We start from the raw sequence: 18,543 nt of genomic DNA on the forward strand, positions 1-18,543 counted from the left end.
CGGACTCTACCGACCCCGCGCCAGGTCCGTCAGGGCGTCCTCCAGGGCGGACAGCCCGGTCTCGAGGTCCTCGGCCGCGATGGTGAGCGGGGGAGCGAGGCGGATGGTCGAGCCGTGCGTGTCCTTGGCGAGGACGCCGCGCGCGAGCAGCGCCTCGCAGAGGTCGCGGCCCGTCCCGCGCGCCGGGTCGAGGTCGAGGCCCGCCCACAGGCCGAGGCCGCGGACGCCGTCGAGCAGGCCCGCGTCGACGAGCCCGGTGAGCCGGTCCTGGAACGCGGCGCCGAGCTCGCGCGCGCGTCGCTGCGGCTCGCCCGTGCGCAGCAGCTCGACGACCGCGAGCCCGACCGCGCACGCGAGCGGGTTGCCGCCGAACGTGCTGCCGTGCGTCCCGGGCGTGAGCACCTCGAGCACGTCGCGCCGCCCGACGACGGCCGAGACCGGCACGATCCCGCCGCCGAGCGCCTTGCCGAGGGTCACGAGGTCGGGCCGCACGCCCCACGTCTCGGTCGCGAGCGTCGTCCCGGCGCGCCCGAGGCCGGACTGGATCTCGTCGGCCACGAGGAGCACGTCCCGCGCGGTCGTGATCGCGCGCAGGCGCGGCCAGTAGTCGTCGGGCGGCACGACGACGCCCGACTCGCCCTGCACCGGCTCCAGGAGTACCGCGACGGTCGTGTCGTCGATCGCGGCGGCGACCGCGTCGGCGTCGCCGTACGGCACGAGGCGGAACCCCGGCGTGTACGGGTCGAACCCGCGCCGGGCGTCGGGGTCGTCGGAGAACGACACGATCGTCGTCGTGCGGCCGTGGAAGTTGCCGGAGCCGACGACGACCGTCGCCTCGCCCGGGGGCACGCCCTTGACGTCGTAGCCCCACTTGCGCGCCGTCTTGATCGCGGTCTCGACGGCCTCCGCGCCCGTGTTCATCGGGAGCACGAGGGAGTCGGCCCCGCCCGTGGTGAGCGGCCCGACGAGCGCGGCGAGCGCCTCGGCGAACGGGTGCAGGAGGTCGTGGTCGAACGCGCGCGACGTGAGCGTGACGCGACCGAGCTGGCGCGTGGCGGCGTCGACGAGCGCGGGGTGCCGGTGCCCGAAGTTGAGCGCCGAGTACCCCGCGAGGAGGTCGAGGTAGCGGCGACCGGTCACGTCGGTGACCCACGACCCCTCGGCGCTCGCGACCGTCACGGGCAGCGGGTGGTAGTTGTTCGCGAGCGCGCCGCCGCCGCTGCCGTCGGCCGACCGGCCGCTGTCGAGCGGGTCGCTGGGGCTGCTTGCGCCCGTGCCGCCGTCCGACGCGCGGACCTCCTGGGCGGTCACGACGCGCTCCCGGCCGGCGCCGCGGCGTGGACGGCGGGCTCGCGGATCTCGAGCGTGCAGCACTTCGCCCCGCCGCCGCCGCGCAGGAGCTCCGACGTGTCCACCGCGACCGTCTCGTAGCCGCGCTCGCGCAGCGCCGCGGCGAGCCGGCCCGCACGCGGCGAGTGCACGACGTGCGTCCCGTCGCTCACGGCGTTGAGGCCGAGCACGGCGGCGTCCTCCTCGGTCGCGAGGAGCGCGTCGGGGTAGCGCTCGCGCAGCACCTCCTGCGCGGCGGGGGAGAACGCGGCGGGCAGGTAGACGACGTCGACGGCCGGCGGGCCGGTGAGCGCGGGGTGGGCGGCGTCGTCGAGGTGCGCGCCGTCGTCGGCCCCCGGGGTGCCGGCGGTGCCCTCGTTGCCGCGCAGCACGGTGAGCGCCGTGTCCAGGTGGTAGAACCGCGGGTCCACGAGCTCGAGCGTCACGACCTCCCGGCCCCACAGGGCCGCGGCCTCGGCGTGCGCGGCGCGCTCGGTGCGGAAGCCGGTGCCGGCGAGCACGACGTCGCCGGCCAGCAGCAGGTCGCCCTCGCCCTCGTTGACGTGCTCCGCGAGGTGCGTGACGTACCCGTGGTCGGCGAACCACTTGAGGTAGGCGGCGCCCTCGGGCCCGCGCTCGGGGTGGGTGAAGCGCGCGGAGTAGACGAGGCCGTCGACGACGGTCGCGCCGTTGGCCGCGTAGACCATGTCCGGCAGGCCGGGGACGGGGTCGATCGTCTCGACGGTGTGGCCGAGGTCGCGAAAGGTGTCGCGCAGGCGTTCCCACTGCGCGACCGCGAGCGCGGTGTCGACCGGTGTGCGCCGGTCCATCCAGGGGTTGATCTCGTAGCTGACGGTGAAGTACGTCGGCCGGCACATCAGGTAGTGCCGGGGCTGGCCTGGGCGCATCGCCGCCTCCTCGCGGGAGCCGGGCCGCCGGGGTGGTGCGGCCCGGGTGGGTGCCGGACGGGGGATGCGTCCGGTGCTGCTGGTGGCTGCCGGTTGGCTGCTGGAAGTCAGCGTACGTCCGGGAGGTGGGCGCGTCCTGGGACGGCACGCGAGCGGCGGGGGTGTTGACAGCGATATTCTATCGATATATCGTTACCGTATCGCTGAGCCCGAGACGCGGCTCGCGACGACCGCGCGGCCGGACCGGCCCGCCACGCTCCGCGGATCACCCGGAGCCCTCGAACATCCACGTACAGGAGACACCTCTCATGCACCACGCACACCAGCACCGGGGCAGGACCCCGGAGAACGTCCAGAACATGTCCCAGCCGTTCGGCGAGCGACCCGGGCCGCGCCCGGACCGCCGTCGTCGCGACGGCTTCCCGCCCGTGCCCGACGACGCGGGCTGGTTCCGCGGCGACGGCCCCCGTGGCCGCGGCGGAGCCCGCCGCGGTGGCGGACGCGGGTTCGGCGGACCGGCCGACGGCGGCCGGGGCTTCGGCCCCGGCGGTCCGGCCGACGACCGTCGCGGGTTCGGCCCGGGAGGCCCCGGGTTCGGCCCGGGCGGGCCCGGCTTCGGCCCCGGTCACGGCGGTCGCCGGCACGGGGGCCGCGGTCGCGGCCCCGGGCGCGCCGGCCGCGGCGACGTCCGCGCCGCCGTCCTGCTGCTCCTCGCCGAGCAGCCCATGCACGGGTACCAGGTCATCCAGGAGATCGCGGAGCGCAGCGAGGGCCAGTGGCGCCCGAGCCCCGGCGCGGTCTACCCGGCCCTGAACCTGCTCCAGGACGAGGGGCTCGTCGAGCTCTCGGCCGACGGCGGGCGCCGCCTCGCGACGCTCACCGAGGCGGGCACCGCGTACGTCGCGGAGCACGCCGACGAGCTGGGCGACCCGTTCGCCGACGCCGCCGGTCGCGGCGGCCGCCCGCGGCGCGAGCTGCGCGCAGGCGTCGAGGCCGTGGCGGCGGCGGTCCACCAGGTCGCCCGCACCGGCACCGACGAGCAGACGACGGCCGCTGCGGAGCTCCTGGAGCGCACGCGTCGCGAGCTCTACCTGATCCTCGCGGGCCCGGCCGTGCCCGGCACCTCGCCCGGCGCTGCGCCGGGTGCCACGACGACCGCCGCGGGCGACCGTGCGCCGTCGGGCAGCCCGACGGAGGACACCTCGGTGGAGGACGCCCCGGTGGAGGACGGGCCGACGGCCTGAACCCACCACCCCGGACCCGGGGTCGCGCGGTACCGACGCTGGTCGGTCCCGTGGGGCCCCGGTCCGTCGCGTGCGCGGGGCGCGGCCCGGCAGCCAGGCCGCTCGCGGCTACCGGCGGGCGCGCAGGCGCGCGTCGAGGCGGCGCAGCGAGACGTGCATCATGACGCGCAGCGCGACCCCGACGAGGGGCGCCGTGATCCCGCGGGGGACGGGACCGGCGAGGTACGCCTCCTCCCACCACACGACCCGGCAGCGGCCCGTGCCGAGCGGCACGACCTCGAAGCCCGCGTCGCCGAGCAGCGCCGGGCCCAGCTTGCGGATCCGCGTGCTGCCCGGGCGGCCCGCCGCCACGGACGGGCGGTCGAGCGACTCGACGACCATGCGGTCCGGGAATCCGCGGCCCGTGCGCCGGACGAGCGGGCCGCTCACCATGGTGAACCGGTCGCCCACCTCGGGGCCCCGGCCCGCCGGGGTCGTCATCACGGTGAGGGGGATGAACCGCGGGTGGGTCCGCGGGTCCGCGACCCACGCGAACGCGACGGACGCGTCGACGTCGAGCTCGCGCGCGACGGCGACGCGCCGCACGCCCCGGGTCGTCACTCGGCGTCGCGGGCGGGGGAGCGGTCGCGCCGTCCCCGCCCCGGCAGCAGCCGACGACGGCGGCGCGGCTCCGCGTCCTCGGGGACGGGGACGAGCCGCGGCGGTGCGTCCTGCACGGGCGACTCCACGACCTCGAGGAGCCGGCCGAACACCGACGGCGGCGGCCCGAACGCGCGCCGCGACTGGGCGATCACGCCGTGCCCGAGCGCCCGCGCCCCCGCCACGCCCACGACGGCGCCGACGCCGAACGGCACGAGCCGACCGAGCGCGAGGCCGGACTGCTTCGCGAGCTGGGTGCGCAGGAACCGGTTGCCGAGCGCCTTGTTGACCTTGACGAGCGTCCCGGCGGGCATGCTCGTCAGGAGCACCTTGCCCCACGCGAGGCCCGACCCCTGGGTCGCGCGCTCGACGTCGCGCGCGCCCTTCTCGCCGAGCACGGTCGCGAGCAGGAGCGCCCGACGGCGGCCCACGTCGTCCACCGCGATGCCGTGCACGTCCGCCACCGCGAGCGCGAAGGCCGCCGAGGACGCGAAGAACGTCGCGACGTCGCTCGACGTCAGCGCGATCCCCACGCCCGTCCCGACCGCGGGGAAGGCGGCTGCCGCGCCGACGGCGCCGCCCGCCGTCTGGATGACGAGCAGGTACTCGCGCTCGAGGATCCGGACGATCTGCGCGGGGCTCGCCTCGGGGTTGCGACGGCGCACGGAGTCGACGTGCGCCCGGATGACGTGCGACGGGATCGTCACCGCCTTGTCGAGCGCGGCGTCGAGCAGCGGCGTCGGCCGGTAGGCGGACCACTCGACCGCGTCCTGCGTCGAGAGGTCCCTGCGCCCGGCGTCCGGGGGCGGGGTCCCGTACTCGGGCACGCCGCCGCGCGGCACGGGGCTTCTCGAGGGGTCCTGCTGGTACGCCATGGCGCCTCCCGTCATCCCGCGGTCAGTCCTGGGTCTCGACCTCGCGGCCGGCACCCTCCGGCTGGAACAGGTACTCGACCTCGGCGCCGGCCTTGACCGTCCGTCCTACCGTGCACGCCTTGTCGATCGCTCGCGCGGCGACAGTGACGAGCCGGTCGCGCGCGTCGTCGTCGAGCGACGTGAGGTCGATGTCGTACGTGCCCGTGATCTTCGGGTACCGCTCCTCCTCGAGGAGCTTGTCGCCCTGGACGTGGATCGTCACGGCGTAGTCGTCGCCGAGGCGGCGGGCGAACGTGCGGTCCGTGCTCATGCCCGCGCACGCGGCGAGGGCGATCTTCAGCAGCTCGCCGGGCGTGAACACCGCACCCTCGCTCGCCGGGCCGATCGAGACCTCGGCGCCGCGCGCCGACCGGCCCGTGTACGTGCGGGTGCCTGTGCGCTCGACCCACAGCGCGTCGGCCGGGGCGGGCGACGGCGCGGGGACGTCGTGCGCGGCCTCGTCGGCGGCGTTCAGGGAGCTCTCGGCAGGCTGCGTCGTCATGCGTGAATCCTCGCACTCGTCGGGTCGCGGCGTCGGGGCGTCCGCCCTCCGGGGAACGTGCGGCGGGCGCGCGCGATTCCCGCGCGCGCGTGCCTGTCACACCGGGGACGGTCGTCCGGTCGTGAGGGTGGTGCGCGGCACCCGCCGCGCCGGAGAGAGGAGACATCATGAGAGTCGTCGTCGTCGGAGGCACCGGGCTGATCGGGAGCCAGGTCGTGCAGGACGTGCGCGACGCCGGGCACGAGGTGGTCGTCGCCGCGCCCAGCACCGGCGTGGACACGTTGTCCGGCGCGGGTGTCGACGAGGCGCTCGCGGGTGCGGACGTGGTCGTCGACGTGTCGAACTCGCCGTCGTTCGCGGACGACGACGTCCTGCGGTTCTTCGAGACGTCCACCCGCACGCTCCTCGACGCGGAGGCCCGCGCCGGGATCGGGCACCACGTCGTCCTGTCGATCGTCGGCACGGACCGGACCGACGCGGGCTACCTGCGGGCCAAGGTCGCCCAGGAGCGGCTCGTGCGTGCTTCCGGGCACGGGTGGTCGGTCGTGCGCGCGACGCAGTTCTTCGAGTTCGCGCGCTCCATCGCGGACGGCGCGACCGTCGACGGCGTGGTGCACATCCCGCCCGTCGCGTTCCAGCCCGTCGCCTCGGCGGACGTCGCGCGCACCGTGGCCGACGTCGCGACGGGTGTGCCGCTCGCGGACGTCGTCGAGCTCGCGGGGCCGGAGCGGTTCCGCTTCGACGAGTTCGTCCGCGAGGCGCTCGCGGCGCAGGGCGACGACCGGGAGGTGGTCGCGGACCCGGAGGCGACCTACTTCGTGGCGCAGCTCGTCGAGGACGCGCTCGTGCCCCGGGGGGAGTCCCTGCGAGGTGCCACGACCTTCGCGCAGCACGCGGAGCGCGTCGCGTGACGTCGTCGTGCGGCAGGGCCGCGCGAGCCTGGTCCGCGTCGTAGCGTGGCTGCATGAGTCTCGGCCCACGAACGCCCGAGAGCCCCGTCGTCCGGGAGGACGAGGGGGCTCTCGACGCGTTCCTGAGCGTCCGGTCCCGGCTCTTCGGCATCGCCTACCGCATGCTCGGCAGCGCGACGGAGGCGGAGGACGTCGTGCAGGAGGCGTGGGTCCGCTGGCAGGGCGCGGACCGGTCCGTGGTGCGGAACCCGGCGGCGTTCCTCACGACGACGGTGACGCGGCTCGCGATCAACGCCGCGACGTCCGCCCGTGCGCGCCGCGAGACGTACGTGGGTCCGTGGGTGCCCGAGCCCGTCGACACCTCGGACGACCCCGCGCTGGGCGCGGAGCGGGCCGAGGCGCTCGAGATCGCGACCCTCGTGCTCCTCGAACGGCTCGCGCCGGTCGAGCGCGCCGTCTACGTGCTCCGCGAGGCGTTCGACTACCCGTACCGGCGCGTCGCGGAGATCCTCGGCCTGACGGAGGCGAACGCCCGGCAGCTCGCGCGTCGGGCGCGGGAGCGGCTCGGCGCGCGCCCGGCGGTCCCGGTGGACCCCGGAGAGCACCGTCGGCTGCTCGACGAGTTCGTGGCCGCCGCGCACGACGGCGACCTGGCCCGCTTCGAGCGGTACCTGGCCGACGACGTGGTCGCCCGCCCCGACGGCGGCGGGAAGGTGCACGCGTCGCGCGTCGAGCTCGTCGGGCTCGCGCGGGTGTCGCTGTTCCTCGACAACGTGTGGCGCAAGTACTGGGCGGACGCCGTGGTGCACGTCGTCGAGGCGAACGGTCGCCCCGCGCTCCTCGTCGTCGTCGACGACGCGCCGTTCGCCCTGGTGTCGCTCGACGTGACGGCGCGCGGGATCGAGCACGTGTATCTCCAGGTGAACCCGGAGAAGCTCGGCGGCTACGCGGCCGCGGGCTGACGCGCGGCCGCGTACCGCCTCAGGCGACGCGAGCCGGCTCGTCGCCGTGCGTCGCCGCAGCCCGTGGCGCGGCGTCGGCGTGCCCGGCGGTGCTCGCCTCGGTGGAGCCGACGTCCGCCCGCGGCACGCCTGCGACGAACGCGGCGCGCGGACGCTGCACGGCGCTGAGCGAGACGACGTCGCGTCCGAAGATCGCCGCGGTCAGCCAGACCGCCAGGACCCGGACCTTCCGCTCCCAGGTGGGGATCGCGAGCACGTGGTACCCGCGGTGCGCGAGCCAGGCGAGCGCGCCGCGCACGACGAGCCCGCGGTACTCGAACAGGCCCGTCCCGATCCCGAGCGTCGCCACGACACCGAGGCTGCCGTGCCGGTAGGGGTGGGTCCGGCGCCCACGTCGGACGGCGACCAGGTTGCGCGCGAGGCGTCGCCCCTGCCGCACGGCGTGCTGCGCGTTGGGCACGGTGAGCGCACCCGGTCGGGCGGTCGAGAGATCCGGCACGGCTGCCCCGTCTCCCGCGGCCCAGGCGTCCGGGACGAGCTCGTCGCCGGTGCCGACCCGGAGGTCCGCTCGCGTGACGACGTACCCCCGAGCGTCCACGGGCAGGTCGGTGTGCGTCGCGACGACGGGGTTCGCGGCGTTCCCCGCCGTCCACACGAGGAGGCCCGAGGCGAACTCCTCCCCGGTCGAGAGCCGGACGACGCCGCCCTCGGCCGACTCGAGCCCGGCGCCCAGATGGACGTGCGCCCCGCGGGCCTCGAGCCGGCCGACCACCCAGCGGCCGGGGCGGTCGGTGACCTCGGGCAGGATCCGTGGGCTCCGCTCGACGAGGTGGAACTGCACCTCGGGCGCCGCGATCTCGGGGTAGAGGTGCAGGAGGTCGTGCGCGAGCGACAGGAGCTCGGCGAAGCCCTCGACCCCGGAGAACCCGCCGCCGACGAACGTCACGGTGAGCAGGCGCTCGCGCTCCGGACCCCGCGGCAGGCTCGCGGCACGGTCGAACGACGTGAGCAGGCGGTCTCGGACGGCGACGGCCTCCTCGACGTGCTTGAGGCCGATCGCGTGCTCTGCGACGCCCGGGACGGGGAAGACTCGCGTCACCGCGCCTGCGGTGACGACCACGGTGCCGTACGGCAGCCGGTACGCCGGACCGGACCGGGGCTGCACGACGACCGCGCGGTCCGCGTGGTCGATGCGCGTGACCGTGCCGTCGACGAGGCGCGTCCGGCGCAGGTGGCGTCGGTGCGAGACCGCTGCGTGGCGTGCCTCGACCGAGCCCGCGACCACCTCGGGCAGGAACGGCTGATAGGTCATGTACGGGCGGGGGTCGACCAGGACGAGCTCGACCTCGCCGCGCCGCAGCTCGCGCCGCAGGTCCTTCTCGAGCTCCCGGGCCACGGTGAACCCGGCGTAGCCCCCGCCGACGACGACGATCCGTTCCATCACGAGCCTCCTGGTGCTTGTGGGCGCCTCTCCGACGTCCCTACCCCTCCGACCGATCCGGACGTCGTCGCGTGACATGACGTGCGTCACGCCGGCCGCGAGGTCGCGGACCGTCGACGTGGGGACTGGCCGGCCGCGGTGTTTGACCCACCCCGTGGCGACGACCGACACTGGCGACCGTGGCCCCCGACGCACCCTCCTCGACCCTTGCCGTGGCGACCGAGGGCGAGCGTGCGCCGTCGGGCAGCGCGCCCGGGCCCGTGCCCACCCCGTACGAGGACCTCCTGCGCGACGTCCTCGCGCACGGCACGCCCAAGGGCGACCGCACGGGGACCGGCACGCGCAGCGTGTTCGGCCGCCAGCTCCGGTTCGACCTCGCGCAGGGCTTCCCGCTCGTCACGACCAAGCGCGTGCACCTCAAGTCCGTCGCGTACGAGCTGCTGTGGTTCCTGCGCGGCGACTCGAACGTGCGCTGGCTGCAGGAGCGCGGCGTGCGCATCTGGGACGAGTGGGCCGACGCCGACGGCGAGCTCGGACCCGTCTACGGCGTGCAGTGGCGCTCGTGGCCGACGCCGGACGGCCGCCACGTCGACCAGGTCGCGCAGGTGATCGAGCAGATCAAGGCGAACCCCGACTCGCGGCGGCACATCGTCTCCGCGTGGAACGTCGGGGAGATCGAGAACATGGCGCTGCCGCCGTGCCACGCGTTCTTCCAGTTCTACGTGGCCGACGGGAAGCTGTCGTGCCAGCTCTACCAGCGCTCGGCGGACCTCTTCCTCGGCGTGCCGTTCAACATCGCGTCGTACGCGCTGCTCGTCCACATGGTCGCCGCGCAGACCGGCCTCGAGGTCGGCGACTTCGTCTGGACCGGCGGCGACGTGCACATCTACGACAACCACGTCGAGCAGGTGCGCGAGCAGCTCACGCGCGAGCCGTACCCGTACCCGACGCTGCGCCTCGCGCCCCGCGACTCGATCGACGCCTACGAGTACGAGGACATCGAGGTCGTCGGGTACCAGCACCACCCGACGATCAAGGCGCCGATCGCGGTCTGATGCTCGGACTGATCTGGGCCCAGGCGCGCGACGCCGCCGGGCGGCCCGTCATCGGCGCGGGCGGCACCATGCCGTGGCACCTGCCCGAGGACCTCGCGCACTTCCGGCGCGTCACGTCGGGCCACCCCGTGGTCATGGGCCGCCGCACGTGGGACTCGCTCCCGCCGCGGTTCCGGCCCCTGCCCGGGCGCCTCAACGTCGTCGTCACGCGCCAGGAGTCGTGGGTGCCCGACGGCGGCCACCCCGCCGGCGAGGGCGGCGCGCCCGTGCGCGTGGCCGGGTCGGTCGACGCGGCGCTCGCGGACGCTCGCGCCGCGGCCCGCGCGAGCGGCTCCGACGAGGTGTGGGTCATGGGCGGCGCCCAGCTCTACGCCGCGACCGTCGCCGACGCGGACCGGTGCGTGGTCACCGAGATCGACACCGTGGTCGAGGGTGACACGTACGCGCCCGAGATCCCCGCGGGCAGCGTGCGCGACGTCGGGGAGTGGCAGGTCTCGCAGACGGGCACGCGGTACCGCGTCGTCGTCGTGTCTCGCTGATCAGACCCGCGCGACCGCAGCGTGCGGCTCAGAGCAGGCCGGTCGGTTCGATGGGGTCGAGGCGCGGCGGCGGGACGGGGTGGGGCTCCTCGAGCGTCTCGACGTGGGCGTCCTGCGGGGCGGTGAGCCGCGCGACCGCCGCGTCCAGGTTGGCGGTGATCGCCGTGACCAGGCCGTCGGCGTCCCGCTGCTCGAGGCGGGTCACGATCTCCTCGTGGGACGCCGCCGAGTCGGCACGCACGGCGTACTCGTCGCTCACGGTGAAGCTGGCGACGCGCACCTCGACGATGAGGGTGGTCATCCACCGCAGGAGCCACGGGTTCCCTCCCGCCGCGACGAGCGCCCAGTGCAGGTTGAGGTCGGCGTCGCCGATGCGGCGAGGGTCCTGGGAGGCTCCGGCCGTGACGAGCGCGTCGTACGCGGTGCGGACGGACGCGACGTCGGTCTCGGAGGCGCGGGCGACGGCGAGCCGCGCCGCGGCAGTCTCGACGCTGGTGCGCGCGGCGTAGAGCGCGGGGATGCGGTCGCGCCCGATGGTCACGACGCTCAGGCCGCGTCCCGGCGTCGCGGTGAGCAGGCCCTCCTGGACCAGCCGCTGGGCCGCCTCGCGGAAGGGGCCGCGGCTCACCCCGAGCTGCCCGGCGATCTCGACCTCGCGGATGGGTGAGCCGACGCGCAGCGCGCCGGAGTAGATCGCGTCGCGCAGCTCGCGCGCGATGAGGTCGACCGTCGACGGTCGGGTCACCGGCGAGAGGAACGGTGCGGTGAGCGGTGCGCGCGAGGCCGGGCTCATCGGCTCTCTCCCTCCGAGGTCGTGGTCGTGCGGTCGATCGAGGTCACGATCGGGTATCACATCATCCCCTGTCGGCGACGCTCGATCGGACGAACGCGCACGTGGGCATCGATTGTAGACAATCAGACGCTCTGACCGTTCGATTGTCGAACGGTCGACAGAAGGCTAACGTGGTCGACCGTCCAACCAGCCACGACCGTCACGCCCCGGCGTCGACGGGCACGAAGGGAACCATGACTTCCACGCGAACCACCGCGCACCGGCGCCGCGCCCTGCTGGGTGCCGGCACCGTCGTCCTCCTCGCCGCCACCGCAGCCTGCACGAGCGTCGACGGGGGTGGCGCCGGCGAGCCCGGGACCGCGTCCGCGGACGGCGGCGCGCTGGAGGCGCTCCAGGACCGCGGCACCATCACCGTCGGCTTCGCCGGGGAGGCCCCCTACAGCTACGAGGAGGGCGGGGAGCTCACCGGGGCGACCGTCGCGCTCCACCGCGCGATCTTCGCCGAGCTGGGGATCGAGACGGTCGAGGGTGTGAACACCGAGTTCGGCTCCCTCATCCCGGGGCTCACCGCGAACCGGTTCGACGCCGTCAGCGCCGGGATGTCGATCCTCCCGGACCGTTGCGCGCAAGCCGCCTTCAGCGAGCCGGAGTTCATGTACACCACCGCGTTCATGACGCCCGCGGGGAACCCCGACGGCCTGACGGACATGCAGTCCGCCGCCGACGCGGGTGTCCGGCTGGCAACGATGACGGGTGCCATCGAGGGCGACTACGCCCGAGAGCTCGGCATCGAGAACCTCGAGGTCGGCTCGCCGCAGGACGGTCTCGACGCCGTCGTCGCCGGGCGCGCGGACGCCTTCGCCCTCACCGGCATCTCGCTCAACCACCTCGCGGACAGCTCCGACGCCCCGGTGGAGGTCACCGAGTCGTTCGTCGCCGAGATCGACGGCGTCCCCCAGATCGGTGCCGGCGGGACCGTCTTCCGCACGAGCGACACCGCGCTGCTCGAGGCGTACAACGAGAAGCTCGCCGAGATCGTCGCCGACGAGGACCGCTATCTGGAGATCGTGGGGGAGTTCGGCTTCACCGCGGCCGAGCGTCCCGTGGAGGGCCTCACCACGGAGAAGCTCTGCGCCGGCGACCTCGACGCCCTCGCCACCGAGCTCGCCCCGGAGCTCGGCGCGGGCTCCTGAGGGACGCCGGGTGTCCGACAACCTCAGCACGCTGCTCGACGCGCTGCCGCGGCTCGGCGAGGGCGTGCTGGTCACCCTCCAGCTCACGCTGGGCGGTGCCGCGCTCGCTCTCGTCCTGGCGCTGCTGCTCGGTCTCGGCTCGCGTGCGCACCGCCTGTGGGTCCGTGGCCCGTCACGCGTCGTCGTGGAGTTCTTCCGCGGCACGTCGCTCGTCGTCCAGCTCTTCTGGCTCTTCTACGTCCTGCCGGTCTTCGGCTTCCGCATGGAGTCCCTCGCGTGCGGCATCCTCGCGCTCGGGCTCAACTACGGCGCGTACGGCGCCGAGGTGGTCCGCGGGTCGATCAACGCCGTGCCGCGCGGGCAGTGGGAGGCGGCGGTCGCGCTCGACCTCGGTCCCGTGCACCGGCTGCGCCGCGTGATCCTGCCTCAGGCGTGGGCGCTCATGATCCCGCTGCTGACCAACCTGCTGATCCAGCTCCTCAAGGGGTCCGCGCTCGCCACCTACATCCTGCTGCACGACGTCAACTACTTCATCGAGCAGCTCCGCCGCGGCACGCAGGACACGTTCTTCTCCTACTCCGTAGGCCTGCTCGTCTACTTCGCGCTCGCCTACGCGCTGACGCTCGGCATGAACGCCCTCGAGGTCCGGGCGAAGCACCGGCTCGGCCGCGGACCGTCGCTCCGTGAGGTGCTCCGCCTCGCACCGGTCCCGGCCACGGCGAGGGGAGGTGCCGCGTGAACGACGTCTGGAGCTGGGAACGTGCCGCGCAGGCGCTCCCGCCGATCCTGGAGGGCTTTCGCATCACGCTGCTCGCGACGGTCGTCGGCACGGCGATCGCCGCGGTGCTCGGACTCCTCGTCGCGTTGGTGCGACGCTCGCCGTCGCGGTGGGTCAGCGCCCCCGTGGGCCTCGTCGTGGAGTTCGTCCGGTCGACGCCGCTGCTCGTGCAGCTCGTGTTCGTCTATCTCATGCTGCCGGGCGTCCCGGCGCTGGTGGTCGGCTGCGCGGTGCTCGGCGTGCACTACGCGACCTACATGTCGGAGGTCTACCGGGCGGGGATCGACGCCGTCCCCCGCGGCCAGTGGGAGGCCGCGAAGGCGCTCGACCTGCCGCGGTCGCGCGTGTGGCGCGCGGTCGTGCTGCCGCAGGCGATCCGCAAGACGCTGCCGGGGCTGGGGAACTACGCCGTCTCCATGTTCAAGGAGACCCCGTTCCTCTTCGCGATCAGCGTCGTGGAGATGTTCACCGCCGCGCAGCAGTTCGGGGCCCGCACGTTCGTCTACACCGAGGCGCTCACGATGGTCGGCCTGCTCTTCCTCCTGGCGAGCTACCCGACCTCGCTCCTCGTCCGCAGATTGGAGAATCGCCTTGCCTGAGACCACCGCGCCCGAGGGTGCCCGCACGCCGGTCCCTGCGACGTCCCCCGCCCAGACGGCCTCCGTCGACCCCGACGTGGTCCCCATGATCGAGTTCCGGGGGGTCGTCAAGCGCTTCGGCGACAACACCGTGCTCGACGGGCTCGACTTCCGTGTCGCGCGCGGCGACCGGGTCACGCTCATCGGGCCTTCCGGGTCCGGGAAGACGACGATCCTGCGGCTCCTCATGACCCTCGAGGAGGCGGACGGCGGGATCATCCTCGTCGACGGCGACCCGTACACGCACGAGATGCGGAACGGGAAGCGGGTCGCGATCCCCGAGAAGCGTCGGCGCCCGATCCGGCGCCGCGTCGGCATGGTCTTCCAGCAGTTCAACCTCTTCCCGAACATGACCGTGCTGGAGAACATCGTCGAGGCGCCGATGCACGTGCTCGGCCTCACCCGCGCGCAGGCGACGGTCCGTGCGGAGGAGCTGCTCGAGCAGGTCGGGCTCGCGGACAAGCGCGACGCCCGCTGCACGCAGCTGTCCGGCGGCCAGCAGCAGCGTGTCGCGATCGCGCGGGCGCTCGCGATGGACCCGGAGATCCTCCTCCTCGACGAGGTGACGTCCGCTCTCGACCCCGAGATCGTCGCCGACGTGCTCGGCGTCCTGCGCGAGGTCGCGGAGACGACGGACATCACGATGCTCATCGTCACGCACGAGATGCAGTTCGCGCGCGACGTCTCGCACCGGGTGCTCATGTTCGACCACGGTCGCATCGTCGAGGAGGCCGACCCCGAGACGATGTTCACCTCGCCGCGGCACGAGCGCACCCAGGAGTTCCTCCGCGCCGTCCTCGGGGCCTGAGCAGTCGGCGACCCGGCTCAGGCAGGCTCGCCGACGCGCCCGAGCGCGTCGAGCACGAGGTCCCAGAATCGGGCGTGGTCGAGGGTGACCGCGACCTGTGTGCGGCACTCCTCGGGGCCGGGCTCGTCGCCGCGCAGGTCGGCGACGGTCATGCCGGTCGTCAGGCCCCCGTGCAGCTCGACGTCCAGTGGCGCGCGGCGCGTCGTCATGACCGACGGGTCGACGACGTACGCGATCGCGCACGGGTCGTGCACGGGCGGGGAGGGGAAACCCTGCGCGGTGCGGTACGTCGTGCCGTAGAAGTCGAGCAGCTCGCCGACGAATCGGGCCGGGGCGGTGCCGAGCGCGGCGATGCCGTCGCGCACGTCCGCCGTCGCGACGGCCTGGTGCGTGAGGTCGAGACCCACCATCGTCACCGGCCACGCCTCGGTGAGCACGACGTGCGCCGCCTCCGGGTCCGCGAGGACGTTGAACTCCGCGACCGGCGTCCGGTTGCCCACGTGGTACCCGCCGCCCATGAGGACGACCTCGCGGACGCGCGGCACGATCCTCGGCTCCTTGCGCGCCGCCATCGCGACGTTCGTCAGCGGGCCCGTCGGCACGAGCGTGATCTCGCCCGGCTCGGCCGCCAGGACCGTCTCGATGATGAGGTCCACCGCGTGCCGGTCGTCGACGGCGCGCCGCGGGGCGGGCAGCACCGGCCCGTCCATGCCCGAGTCGCCGTGGATGTCCGGCGCGACGATCCGGGGCCGGACGAGCGGACGGTCGCACCCGGCCGCGACCGGGACGTCGATCCCGGCGAGCTCCGCGACCGCGAGCGCGTTCCGCGTCACCTTCTCGAGCGTCTGGTTCCCGGCGACCGTCGTCACCGCGACCAGGTCGACGGCGGGGCTCCCGTGCGCGAGGAGCATCGCGATCGCGTCGTCGTGGCCGGGGTCGCAGTCGAGGACGATCCGGCGGGGCGGGGTCGTGCGGGAGTCAGGGGTCGGCGGGACGGGCTGGGCCGGGACGTGAGCGGACATCGACCCATCCTCGCGCGTCCCCGGGGCCGGGGCGGCCGCCGGGGCGCTTCGCCTCCGGGCGCCCGTGACGGCTAGGCTGTGCTGCGGCCCTGACCCGGGGCCACGCGCCTGTAGCTCAGGGGATAGAGCACCGCTCTCCTAAAGCGGGTGTCGCCAGTTCGAATCTGGCCAGGCGCACCGAGCAGGACAGAGGTCGAACGCCCGTCACCGACCCTGGCAGGTGTGCGCGTGCTGCGGGACGTCGGCCCGGTCGTCATCCGCACGACGCTCTGGTCAGTTGATGATCTCGCCGCGCTCCTCGGTCCGCAGAACCGTGAGGCGCGCGCGCCAGCTCGCGAGCTCCTCGGGGCTCAGGCGTGGCCACTCGGCGACCTCACGGACCACCCGCAGGGGCGCGCTGCTCCGGTAGGACCGCGTGGGGTTGCCCGGGAGCTTCTTGTCGGTGACGTTCGGGTCGTCCTCGAACGGGCCGGTCGGCTCGACCTCGTAGACACGCGGGGCGGCGTCGCCGGCCGCCAGCTCGGCGGCGAGCGCGGCGCCGCCGACGAGCGCGGTGAAGTAGACGTGGTTCATGACGATCTCGGGCCGGTAGTTCGACCGGAACCCCGCGGTCAGCAGATCACCTGCCCGCAGGTCGGCCTTCGTCCCGTGGAAGAACGGTCCCTCGTCCGGCACGTGGTTCACCCGCTCAGCGTAGACAGCACCGGGGCCGGTCGTGCGCGTCCCGGTGCGGCGCACGCGGAGCCCGCCTGGGCGACGGCCGCCGTTCGACCTCTGGTCGAGCGCTGGCCGGTCAGAGGCGCACCGGCTGCGGGCTTCTTCACGGGCCGGTGCCCCCTGCGGCACCTCGGCCGCAAGGACACCCTAAGAACCGTCTCCCCGTGCTCGCCACCTGTCGGACTTCACGGTTCGGGAGTACGGTCGAAGGGTTGAGTCTGGACCTGGCTCCTCATCCTCTGGAGAAGACGGAGCACCGACATGTCCGTAGACGACCATGCCATCGACCCATCCCTGACCCGCGAGACGGGCCAGAAGATCGGCCAGTACCGCCTCGACCTGAAGACCGGCACCTGGTGGTGGTCGTCGGAGACGTACCGGGTCCACGGGTTCGAGCCGGGCGACGTGGTGCCGACCACCGAGCTCGTCCTGGCGCACAAGCATCCCGACGACCGCGAGCACGTCCGTGCGGTCCTCGACCACGCCGAGGCCACGGGCGAGCCCTTCTCGAGCGTGCACCGCATCATGGACGCCCACGGCGTCGAGCGGTACGTCGTCCTCGTGGGGCAGGGGCGCCGGGACCGCGAGTCGGGTGAGGTCGTCGAGCTGCTGGGCTACTTCGTCGACATCACGACGACGGTCGCGGGGCGCGCGCAGGAGCGTGCGCGCCGGGACATCACCGCGGCGGCCGAGGGTCGTGGCCCGATCGAGCAGGCCAAGGGCATCCTCATCGCCGCGCACGGCGTGAGCGCCGACGAGGCGTTCGCCCGCCTCAAGCAGGTCTCGAACGACAAGAACGTCCGCCTGCGCGAGCTCGCGTCCGTCGTCGTCGACGAGGCGGGACGCGCCGGCGGGGACTGCGCCGAGCGCATCGACGCGATCCTGCGGTAGGCGCCGCAGACGGTAGAGCCCCGCACTCCCGGACGGGACTGCGGGGCTCTCGCGCGTGCGGACGCGGTCGGGTCGCCCCCGGTCCGGCTAGGCCGACGCGGGCGTCGGGGCGGGCGCGCTACCGGGCGTCGACGGCGTCGGCGCGGTCCCGGTGCTCCCGTCGCCCGTGCCGGTCTCCGCCTCGGACTCGGTACCGCCGCCGGTGCCCCCGGCCCCCTCGCCCGGGCCCGTCGAGGGCGTCGGGGCGGGTTCCTCCGGCGTCGTCGGGTCGGGGGTGGGGTCCACGGTCGGCTCCGGGGTGGGCGTGGGCGTGCTGGACGGCTCGTCGGACGGCGTCGTCGACGGCGAGGGGCTCGGGCCCGGCGTCGGCACGGTCGCGGGGCCCTGCGAGGGCGTGCTGGGCGCCGGCGTCGTCGGGTCCTCGGTGCTCGGGGTCCGCTGGTGGCTGATCGTCGTGCCCGACCCCTCGACGCCGCGGACGGCGTCCGCGAGGGGCTTGCCGAGGACGAGCTCGACGACGAGGACCACGCCCATCACGGCGACGAACAGCGCGAGCGCCGTCACGGTGAGCACGCGGCCGCGCCCGTACCGGTCGATGAGCCGCAGCCAGCGGTTCTGCCCACCCTCGGAGTCGTCCGTCCCGGCCGCCCCGGCCGCCTCGCCGTCGGCCCCTGCCGAGCCGACCGCGGTGGCCACCGCCGTCTCGACGCTGTCCGCCCGCGCGTCGGGCTCGACGGCCCCGCGAGGCACCGACGCGACCGCCGTGGTGGTGCGGGTACGGGTGGTGCCCGTGCCTGCGGTGGCCTGCACGACCTTGCCGACGACGGGCACGAGCTGCTCGCGCGTCTTCTGGATCGAGCGCGTGTAGACGTAGTTCGCGACGACGGTCAGCGCGCTGGCGATGCCGGCGCCGATGATCGTCCCGGCGGTCCCGAAGTAGGACAGGAGCACGGTGGTGCTCACCGCGGCGAGGGCGCTGGCGATGACCTGGGTGAGCGAGAGGCGGGCCGGGGCCTCGCGCTCCTTCTCGGGAGCCGGCTCCGCGGTGGTGCGTCCCGCGGGGTGTCCGGCGTCGGGGCCGGGCTCGTCGCGCGGGACGCGCGGGGCGTCGCGGTCGAGGCGGGGGTTCTCGGAGGGCGTGGTCACGTGGTGCTGGTTTCCGGTCGTCGGCGGGCTGGTCCGCCCGCCGCCACCGGCCGTGACGGCCGCGCGCCAGGGACCGGCGTCGGGCCACGGGCGTCCTTCCACGGTAGGACGTC

The 18,543-nt window shown here is 74.5% G+C and carries 20 protein-coding genes and 1 tRNA gene; 11 read left to right on the plus strand and 10 right to left on the minus strand.

Features of this window, described 5'->3' with window-relative positions:
• Positions 1 to 6 precede the first annotated feature (6 nt).
• Both rocD and ddaH read right to left on the minus strand, forming a co-directional pair.
• Entirely contained in the window at positions 7 to 1,311 is a 1,305-nt protein-coding gene (gene rocD, locus ACI769_RS16420) for an ornithine--oxo-acid transaminase (protein ID WP_409141986.1), read from the minus strand.
• Complete coding sequence (gene ddaH / locus ACI769_RS16425; RefSeq protein ID WP_034651230.1) at positions 1,308 to 2,237, minus strand: dimethylargininase; 930 nt, start codon at positions 2,235 to 2,237, stop codon at positions 1,308 to 1,310. The genes rocD and ddaH overlap by 4 nt, the downstream gene beginning before the upstream one ends.
• Before the next feature lie 308 nt (positions 2,238 to 2,545).
• On the opposite strand from ddaH, the gene ACI769_RS16430 reads away from it, so the two are divergent.
• Complete coding sequence (locus ACI769_RS16430) at positions 2,546 to 3,481, plus strand: PadR family transcriptional regulator (RefSeq protein ID WP_249356028.1); 936 nt, start codon at positions 2,546 to 2,548, stop codon at positions 3,479 to 3,481.
• Between the two features lie 108 nt (positions 3,482 to 3,589).
• Here the strand turns inward: ACI769_RS16430 and ACI769_RS16435 are convergent, their stop codons facing one another.
• Genes ACI769_RS16435 through ACI769_RS16445 form a run of 3 tightly spaced genes read right to left on the minus strand, consistent with a single transcriptional unit; the run spans position 3,590 to position 5,536 of the window.
• Positions 3,590 to 4,066: an SRPBCC family protein gene (locus ACI769_RS16435; protein ID WP_051028110.1), complete on the minus strand. Its 477-nt coding sequence runs from the start codon at positions 4,064 to 4,066 to the stop codon at positions 3,590 to 3,592.
• 11 nt (positions 4,067 to 4,077) lie between these two features.
• Entirely contained in the window at positions 4,078 to 4,995 is a 918-nt protein-coding gene (locus tag ACI769_RS16440; RefSeq protein WP_241005809.1) for a hypothetical protein, read from the minus strand.
• 22 nt (positions 4,996 to 5,017) lie between these two features.
• On the minus strand, positions 5,018 to 5,536 hold the full coding sequence (locus tag ACI769_RS16445; protein WP_083385178.1) for an OsmC family protein: 519 nt from the start codon (positions 5,534 to 5,536) through the stop codon (positions 5,018 to 5,020).
• Between the two features lie 167 nt (positions 5,537 to 5,703).
• Here ACI769_RS16445 and ACI769_RS16450 point away from each other — a divergent pair, with 167 nt between their 5' ends.
• Positions 5,704 to 6,447 carry an SDR family oxidoreductase gene (locus tag ACI769_RS16450; RefSeq protein WP_409141987.1) on the plus strand — a complete coding sequence of 248 codons (744 nt, stop codon included), beginning with the start codon at positions 5,704 to 5,706 and terminating at the stop codon, positions 6,445 to 6,447.
• Between the two features lie 53 nt (positions 6,448 to 6,500).
• Positions 6,501 to 7,409 carry an RNA polymerase sigma-70 factor gene (locus tag ACI769_RS16455; RefSeq protein ID WP_409141988.1) on the plus strand — a complete coding sequence of 303 codons (909 nt, stop codon included), beginning with the start codon at positions 6,501 to 6,503 and terminating at the stop codon, positions 7,407 to 7,409.
• A gap of 19 nt (positions 7,410 to 7,428) precedes the next feature.
• Here ACI769_RS16455 and ACI769_RS16460 read toward each other — a convergent pair whose 3' ends face one another.
• Entirely contained in the window at positions 7,429 to 8,850 is a 1,422-nt protein-coding gene (locus ACI769_RS16460) for an NAD(P)/FAD-dependent oxidoreductase (protein ID WP_409141989.1), read from the minus strand.
• Positions 8,851 to 9,110: 260 nt separating this feature from the next.
• Here ACI769_RS16460 and ACI769_RS16465 point away from each other — a divergent pair, with 260 nt between their 5' ends.
• The gene (locus ACI769_RS16465; protein ID WP_409142020.1) at positions 9,111 to 9,905 is read left to right on the plus strand and encodes a thymidylate synthase; all 795 of its coding nucleotides are present in this window, start codon (positions 9,111 to 9,113) and stop codon (positions 9,903 to 9,905) included.
• The gene (locus ACI769_RS16470) at positions 9,905 to 10,444 is read left to right on the plus strand and encodes a dihydrofolate reductase (RefSeq protein ID WP_170982201.1); all 540 of its coding nucleotides are present in this window, start codon (positions 9,905 to 9,907) and stop codon (positions 10,442 to 10,444) included. Before ACI769_RS16465 ends, ACI769_RS16470 begins: the two co-directional genes overlap by 1 nt.
• A 28-nt stretch (positions 10,445 to 10,472) precedes the next feature.
• On the opposite strand, the gene ACI769_RS16475 is transcribed toward ACI769_RS16470, so the two are convergent.
• Complete coding sequence (locus ACI769_RS16475; protein WP_409141990.1) at positions 10,473 to 11,237, minus strand: GntR family transcriptional regulator; 765 nt, start codon at positions 11,235 to 11,237, stop codon at positions 10,473 to 10,475.
• Between the two features lie 233 nt (positions 11,238 to 11,470).
• Between ACI769_RS16475 and ACI769_RS16480 the strand changes: the two genes are divergently transcribed.
• From ACI769_RS16480 to ehuA, 4 genes are all read left to right on the plus strand, one after another.
• Entirely contained in the window at positions 11,471 to 12,430 is a 960-nt protein-coding gene (locus ACI769_RS16480; protein WP_043654263.1) for a transporter substrate-binding domain-containing protein, read from the plus strand.
• Positions 12,431 to 12,440: 10 nt separating this feature from the next.
• Entirely contained in the window at positions 12,441 to 13,169 is a 729-nt protein-coding gene (ehuC, locus tag ACI769_RS16485) for an ectoine/hydroxyectoine ABC transporter permease subunit EhuC (RefSeq protein WP_034654311.1), read from the plus strand.
• Positions 13,166 to 13,807 (plus strand): ectoine/hydroxyectoine ABC transporter permease subunit EhuD, encoded by a 642-nt coding sequence (gene ehuD, locus ACI769_RS16490; RefSeq protein ID WP_034654309.1) that lies wholly within the window; start codon positions 13,166 to 13,168, stop codon positions 13,805 to 13,807. Before ehuC ends, ehuD begins: the two co-directional genes overlap by 4 nt.
• Positions 13,808 to 13,892: 85 nt before the next feature.
• Positions 13,893 to 14,654 carry an ectoine/hydroxyectoine ABC transporter ATP-binding protein EhuA gene (gene ehuA, locus ACI769_RS16495; RefSeq protein ID WP_034654335.1) on the plus strand — a complete coding sequence of 254 codons (762 nt, stop codon included), beginning with the start codon at positions 13,893 to 13,895 and terminating at the stop codon, positions 14,652 to 14,654.
• A 17-nt stretch (positions 14,655 to 14,671) separates the two neighbouring features.
• On the opposite strand, the gene ACI769_RS16500 is transcribed toward ehuA, so the two are convergent.
• Positions 14,672 to 15,676 (minus strand): nucleoside hydrolase, encoded by a 1,005-nt coding sequence (locus ACI769_RS16500; RefSeq protein WP_409141991.1) that lies wholly within the window; start codon positions 15,674 to 15,676, stop codon positions 14,672 to 14,674.
• Positions 15,677 to 15,780: 104 nt separating this feature from the next.
• Here ACI769_RS16500 and ACI769_RS16505 point away from each other — a divergent pair.
• Positions 15,781 to 15,853, plus strand: a tRNA-Arg gene (locus ACI769_RS16505).
• A gap of 96 nt (positions 15,854 to 15,949) precedes the next feature.
• On the opposite strand, the gene arr is transcribed toward ACI769_RS16505, so the two are convergent.
• The gene (gene arr / locus ACI769_RS16510) at positions 15,950 to 16,360 is read right to left on the minus strand and encodes an NAD(+)--rifampin ADP-ribosyltransferase (RefSeq protein WP_409141992.1); all 411 of its coding nucleotides are present in this window, start codon (positions 16,358 to 16,360) and stop codon (positions 15,950 to 15,952) included.
• A 294-nt stretch (positions 16,361 to 16,654) separates the two neighbouring features.
• Between arr and ACI769_RS16515 the strand changes: the two genes are divergently transcribed.
• Positions 16,655 to 17,284, plus strand: a complete 630-nt coding sequence (locus tag ACI769_RS16515) for a PAS and ANTAR domain-containing protein (protein WP_051028106.1) — start codon at positions 16,655 to 16,657, stop codon at positions 17,282 to 17,284.
• Between the two features lie 87 nt (positions 17,285 to 17,371).
• Here ACI769_RS16515 and ACI769_RS16520 read toward each other — a convergent pair whose 3' ends face one another.
• Positions 17,372 to 18,430 carry a hypothetical protein gene (locus ACI769_RS16520; RefSeq protein WP_043654257.1) on the minus strand — a complete coding sequence of 353 codons (1,059 nt, stop codon included), beginning with the start codon at positions 18,428 to 18,430 and terminating at the stop codon, positions 17,372 to 17,374.
• Positions 18,431 to 18,543 lie beyond the last annotated feature (113 nt).

Source organism: Cellulosimicrobium sp. RS, assembly GCF_046159675.1.
Taxonomy (GTDB): domain Bacteria; phylum Actinomycetota; class Actinomycetes; order Actinomycetales; family Cellulomonadaceae; genus Cellulosimicrobium; species Cellulosimicrobium funkei.